The following is a 6027-nucleotide window of genomic DNA, read 5'->3' as shown; positions in this document are numbered from 1 at the left end:
AGCTGGTTTTGGAGCATCCTCTTTTGGAGCTTCTGCTGGTTTTTCCATTCCTTTAGGAAGAGTTCCTTTTGGTTTGGTTGGTTCAGCAGGTTTTGTCTCTGCAGGTTTTGCTTCTGCTGGTTTTTCAGCAGGTTTTGGAGCTTCCTGTGGTTTAGGAGCTTCAGCTGGTTTCGAAAGTTGGTCAGAAAGTTGTGATAACTTTGCTTCTAATTCGGCTATCTTGGCTTCAAGATCTTTTTTTGTTGCCTTTTTAGCAGCTGCCATATTCTGCATGGACTATCTGGGGTTTATGTACATTTGGGTCGATTACCGCTAACAAAACTTGATCAAGTTTTATATGCATAAACGCATCTATAGTTGCAATGGACGATTTTGAGAAAGAATTTCCAGACTTTGATTGGAAGAACACCCCTGCATACAAACATCCAGGAGGCAAAGATTGTCCATGTCCAAAACACGAATACATCAGAGAGCAGATCAATTTCACAAAACAGGTTAATGAAAAGGGAAAAGAACCATCCAAAGTCACACTCAAGTTTTGCCCCGATCATTACAAAGTATACATGGAAGAAGTGATCCCTGCAATGCCACTAAAGTACAAACTGCTAACAAAGATTGCTTTGAAACTTGGAGCAATTCAAGTAGAGCAGCTAAAATACATGGAATCTGAATTATGCTTTTACTGTAAATTTGGTTCTGGCGGTCACGACAAAAAAACAGAATTGCCTCCAATGTGAGAAGGACAGTCAGTAACATTTTAACTTGAACTAACTTTCAGATCTATATTGCCAATTGAGGACATTCAAGAGTTTATCACAGAGTTAGAAAAGCAAGGAGAGTTAAAACGAGTAAAAACTGAAGTTGACTCTAATCTAGAGATTGCAGAAATTATGAGAAGAGAGATGTACTCAGATGGTCCTGCAATTCTATTTGAGAATGTTAAAGGATATGACATGCCAGTTTTAGGAAATGCATTTGGTTCAATGAAAAGATTAGAGATTGGTCTTGAGATGACTGACTTTACAGAGATTGGTCAGAGGATTGTTGATATGACAAAGATGGATATCCCTTCAGGATTATTAGGAAAAATAAAAAAACTTCCCGAGTTATCAAAGATGACTGCATCTTTTCCTAAAGCAGAAACATCAGGACCTGTTACAGAAATTACATCAACTGATGCATCATTTGATGATTTACCAATTCTAAAATCATGGCCTAATGATGCAGGACGATTTATCACATTAGGATTAGTTGCAACAAAACATCCTGAAACAGGAGTTAGAAATTTGGGAGTTTATAGAATGCAAATTGTAGACAAAACTCATGCTCTAATGCACTGGCAAAAACACAAACGAGGTGCGCATCATGGAGACATTTCAAAAGACAAAGGAGAAAAAATCCCAACTGCAATAATTATCGGTTCAGAACCATCAACAGTATTTTCATCAATTGCTCCAGTTCCTGAAGGACTGGACAAGTACTTGTTTTCAGGTATTACAAGAAAAGAAGGAATCAAGACTGTGAAATGTAAAACAATTGATTTGGATGTTCCTGCAAATGCAGAGATTGTTTTAGAAGGATATGTGGATCCTGCTGACATTAGAGATGAAGGACCATTTGGAGATCATACTGGATACTATACTCCAGTTGAGCCATATCCAACATTCACATTAACTGGAATTATGAGAAGAAAGAATCCGGTTTATGTCACCACAGTTGTAGGAAAACCAATTCTAGAGGATGCATATATTGGCAAAGTAATCGAGCGCTCATTTTTGCCACTAATCAGAATGTTCCATCCAGAAGTAGTTGATTTTAGTATGCCAGCTGCAGGTTGGTTCCAAGGTTTTGCAATAATTTCAATTAAGAAAAGATATCCAGGACAAGCAAAAAAAGTCATGATGGGATTATGGGGAATGGGACAGTTGTCTTTAACGAAGATGTTTGTTGTAGTAGATGAGGACATTAACGTTCATGACATGAATGATGTCTTGTGGGCAATTACAACTAGAGCAGATGCAGCAAGAGATACTACAATAATTGACAATGCCCCAACTGACACATTAGACCCAGCATCACCTCTTGTCAACTTGGGCTCTAAAATGGGAATTGATGCAACACAGAAAACAAAAGAAGAAGGATATGAACGGGAAATTCAACAACAAGTCAAAGTTGATGACGAAACAAAAAATCTAGTAGACTCTAAATGGTCCGAATATGGATTATGAGACTGAAATAGGATTATAGAAATTATCTCTCTCTTCTACCTGATAACCAATTTGATGAATTGCATCGATAATGATTTTGTCAGTTAGTTCAGTTGAGCGGGCTCCAGTACAAGAAACGACTTCTTCTCCAATCAGAGTACCGCCAAAGTCATCAGCACCATATTGAAGTGCTAGTTGTGCCATTCCAACACCGTTGGTAAGCCATGAAGATTGAATGTGAGGAATTAATCCATCAAAGACTAGTCTGGAAATTGCAATCATTTTCAAGAGTTGAATTCCACCTGTTCCATATTCTACAAGACCTTCTTCATTCATCAAAGTATTGTTTGGCTCAAAGTTCCAAGGAATAAATGCCATGAATCCTTTAGTCTTTTCTTGTAGTTCTACAATTTTGTAAAAGTGATCAACAATGTCTTGTTTATTTTCAACATGTCCATACATCATTGTTGCAGATGCTGGGAGACCAAGTGAATGTGCTTCATCCATAATTCTAATCCAATCAGCACTGGAAATTTTCTTTGGACTGATCACATCTTTTACAGAATCAACTAAAATTTCAGCTCCTGCGCCAGGGATAGATTGCAGTCCAGCTTCTTTTAATCTAGAAAGAACTTCTTTAGTAGAGGATTTTTCAACTCTTGCAATCATATCAATTTCTGAAGTGGACAATCCATGAACTCCAACTTTTGGAAATTTCTCACGAATCATTCTAAATGCATCTTCATAATATTCAATTTTCAAATTTGGGTTATGTCCACCTTGAATCAATACTTGACGAATCTTGAACATATCCCAGGAGGTCTTTACTCTAGATTCAATTTGATCAAGTGTTAAAGTGTAAGAATCATCAGCTCCAGGTGATCTATAAAATGCACAAAACTTGCAATCAGTGATGCAGACATTAGTATAATTCAAAATAATATTATTTACAAAAGAAGCCTTTTTGCCAAATTGTTTTCTAGTTAGATGTCCTGAAACCAGTCCCATCAAATGAACATCATCAGATTCCAATAATCTCATACAATCTTCAGGACTAGGTCTTTGTCCATTTAGAGAATTTTCTAAAATATCTTTGATATCGCTTTTTTGAATTTGCTCAGTTGTCTGACTCAATTGATTTTCATCCTTTGGAATTTCTATTTAATCCTTGATAGAAATAATGAACAAAAAAAGAATTAAATCAAATGAGTGATTTGGGCTCAATAATTCAGAAAATTGAGTGCAAAGATTCACGTTATTTTTAAGTAGGGCACAAAAATCAGATCAACGCATGGTATCTGGCAATCAAATTAGATTAAATCGAATTTTAAGAAAAGGAAGAATGCTCTGTATCCCAATGGATCACGGTATTTCAAATGGTCCTATTGAAGGTCTTGAAGACCCCGCATCAACAATTTACAAATGTGAAGGACACGGACTCACAAGTGTAATCATCAACAAAGGAATTCTCAAAACTTTACCAAAACCTCCAAAGATTGGAGTTTTAGTTCATTTTTCAAGTAGTACATCATTATCATTATCTCCAAACAGAAAGATGTTGACTGGAACCGTTAAAGAAGCAGCTGCAATGGGTGCTGACGGAGTTTCACTTCACATCAACATTGGCGGAAAAGAAGAACCAGAGATGTTAGAGCAATTAGGAATGACAGCTGACCAATGTCACAAATGGGGAATGCCACTTTTAGCAATGATGTATCCAAGAGGTGAAAATGTAAAAGATCCACATGACCCAGAAATTGTTGGACATGTTGCAAGAATTGGAGCAGAATGTGGTGCAGACATTGTAAAGACAGTATACACTGGAGATGTAGATTCATTTTCAAAAATTGTAAAGAGTACACCAGTACCAATTGTAATTGCTGGCGGACCAAAAGCAAAAACAGATTTAGATATTCTTCAAATGACTGAAGACGCAATGACAGCTGGAGCAAAAGGTGTAACATATGGAAGAAACATCTTTGCTCACAAGGCTCCTGAAAAAATGGTTGAAGCATTAGCTGAAATTATTTTCAGAAAGGGAACTGCAAAGGAAGCAGTGAAGAAAATTGAGTAAATCAAGAGAATTAATTATTTCGCCAAAAGGTTCACAGGCACAAATAGCTAAACTTCTTCCACAATTAGAGACTGAAGGAGTAAAGATGGTATATCTTGATCCAAAAAAATTAGGAAAAAAGAAATCAAAACTTCAAACAGTTTATCCTTCAAGCAATGCAAACTTTGTAGTTCTTGATAAAGAAGGTGCTACAAAGCCAAAAGGAAAGAAAGTAGGAAGAAAATTCCAAGTTCTCTCAAATTCAGATATTGAAGATATTCTCAATATTGCAAAGAAGGGATTAGACTTTGTAATTGTAGAAGTTAAAGACTGGAAGATTATTCCATTAGAAAATATTATTGCCAAACTTCACAAAATCCATACCAAGATTTTTGCAATAGCAAGAACACCTGAAGAGGTTAGAAAGATGTTTTCAATTTTAGAGGTAGGGGTAGACGGTGTTATCTTTAGCACATCATCAATTAACGAAGTAAGAGAGGCCATGGTCTATCTAGGAACCAGAAGCTTTGACATGAAACCTGCAAAGATAATTGAAATCAAAGAGGTTGGAGACGGCGAAAGAGTTTGTGTTGATACAGCATCAATGCTTCACAAAGGAGAAGGAATGCTTATTGGTAGTAGATCAAACTTTTTGTTTTTGGTGCATAATGAATCAGTTGGTTCATCCTTTACATCACCAAGACCATTTAGAGTAAATGCAGGAGCAGTCCACTGTTATACATTATCACCAGATGGAACAACAAATTATCTATCAGAAGTTGAAACAGGTTCTGAAGTTTTAATTCTCAATTCAAAAGGTAAAGCCAGAAGAGCAACTGTAGGAAGATCAAAAATTGAGCGTAGACCAATGCTCATGATAAAGGCATCAGCTGGTGGAGAAATTGGCGGAATCATTGCACAAGATGCTGAGACAATTAGATTTGTAAAACAAAACGGACAATTAGTTTCTGTAACTCATCTCAAAAAAGGAGACACAGTAATGGTTCATGCAAAACCAGCTACTGGAAGACACTTTGGTATGGAAGTTTCAGATGAATATATTCTAGAAAAGTAAAATGAAATACAAAACCTGCGTTTCAATAGCAGAAAAAACACCATTAAAAGTAAAACAAACTACCAAAATTGCATTAAAGAAATCAGACTATATTGAAGTTAGATTTGATTTTTTGAAAGTGGAAGATATTCCAAAAACACTTGAATTAATCAAAAAAGATCTTAACAAAATAGTTTGTACCCTAAGACCAAAAACAGAAGGAGGTCAATTTCCTGGAAATGAAAACGAACGAATTGCAATCATCAAACTAATTGCAGAATACAATCCATACCTTCTAGATATTGAATTTAACACAATAAAGAAAAACGCAGCATTAGCAAAGTTTCTAAAATCCACAAAGACTAAACTTTTGATTTCCTGGCATGACTTTAAGAAAACCCCAAGTACACTTGAGCTTAGAAAGAAGATGAAAGATATGAGTAGGTTTTCAAATTTTGTTAAAATTGTAAGTACAGCAAAATCAACTGATGACTCTACTAGAATGTTAGAATTGTACAGTAAAAAAGGGAAAAAAAATCTAATCTCATTTTCGATGGGGGATTTTGGAAGAATTTCCAGAATTTTGTGCCTATATTTGGGCAGTCCTTACACATACGTTTCATTAGGAAAGGCAGTAGCTCCTGGTCAGTTTAGCGTAGATGAAATAAAGAAAATTACCAATCTCAAAAAATAAAAAATTGAGAGTTTAAATC

The 6027-nt window shown here is 35.7% G+C and carries 6 protein-coding genes and 1 pseudogene; 5 read left to right on the top strand and 2 right to left on the bottom strand.

Going from position 1 to position 6027, the window contains the following annotated elements; all coding sequences use genetic code 11:
* Positions 1–264, bottom strand: a pseudogene (locus tag Q0941_RS03975) (trans-sialidase); the annotation flags it as partial.
* Positions 265–362: 98 nt separating this feature from the next.
* On the opposite strand from Q0941_RS03975, the gene Q0941_RS03970 reads away from it, so the two are divergent.
* Together Q0941_RS03970 and Q0941_RS03965 are read left to right on the top strand one after the other, a co-directional pair.
* Positions 363–737, top strand: a complete 375-nt coding sequence (locus tag Q0941_RS03970; protein WP_299291582.1) for a hypothetical protein — start codon at positions 363–365, stop codon at positions 735–737.
* A gap of 48 nt (positions 738–785) precedes the next feature.
* The gene (locus Q0941_RS03965; protein ID WP_299291580.1) at positions 786–2228 is read left to right on the top strand and encodes a menaquinone biosynthesis decarboxylase; all 1443 of its coding nucleotides are present in this window, start codon (positions 786–788) and stop codon (positions 2226–2228) included.
* Here the strand turns inward: Q0941_RS03965 and mqnC are convergent.
* Entirely contained in the window at positions 2223–3341 is a 1119-nt protein-coding gene (mqnC, locus tag Q0941_RS03960; protein WP_299291578.1) for a cyclic dehypoxanthinyl futalosine synthase, read from the bottom strand. The genes Q0941_RS03965 and mqnC overlap by 6 nt on opposite strands.
* A gap of 157 nt (positions 3342–3498) precedes the next feature.
* On the opposite strand from mqnC, the gene Q0941_RS03955 reads away from it, so the two are divergent.
* Genes Q0941_RS03955 through aroD form a run of 3 tightly spaced genes read left to right on the top strand, consistent with a single transcriptional unit; the run spans position 3499 to position 6008 of the window.
* On the top strand, positions 3499–4281 hold the full coding sequence (locus Q0941_RS03955) for a 2-amino-3,7-dideoxy-D-threo-hept-6-ulosonate synthase (protein WP_299291577.1): 783 nt from the start codon (positions 3499–3501) through the stop codon (positions 4279–4281).
* Entirely contained in the window at positions 4274–5335 is a 1062-nt protein-coding gene (locus Q0941_RS03950) for a 3-dehydroquinate synthase II (protein WP_299291575.1), read from the top strand. Before Q0941_RS03955 ends, Q0941_RS03950 begins: the two co-directional genes overlap by 8 nt.
* A gap of 1 nt (position 5336) precedes the next feature.
* Complete coding sequence (gene aroD, locus Q0941_RS03945) at positions 5337–6008, top strand: type I 3-dehydroquinate dehydratase (protein WP_299291573.1); 672 nt, start codon at positions 5337–5339, stop codon at positions 6006–6008.
* Positions 6009–6027: the final 19 nt, after the last annotated feature.

This window comes from Candidatus Nitrosopumilus sp., assembly GCF_028278985.1.
Lineage (GTDB): Archaea > Thermoproteota > Nitrososphaeria > Nitrososphaerales > Nitrosopumilaceae > Nitrosopumilus.
Note: the sequence above shows the minus strand (reverse complement) of the source record. Positions and strands in the feature narration are given on the sequence as shown.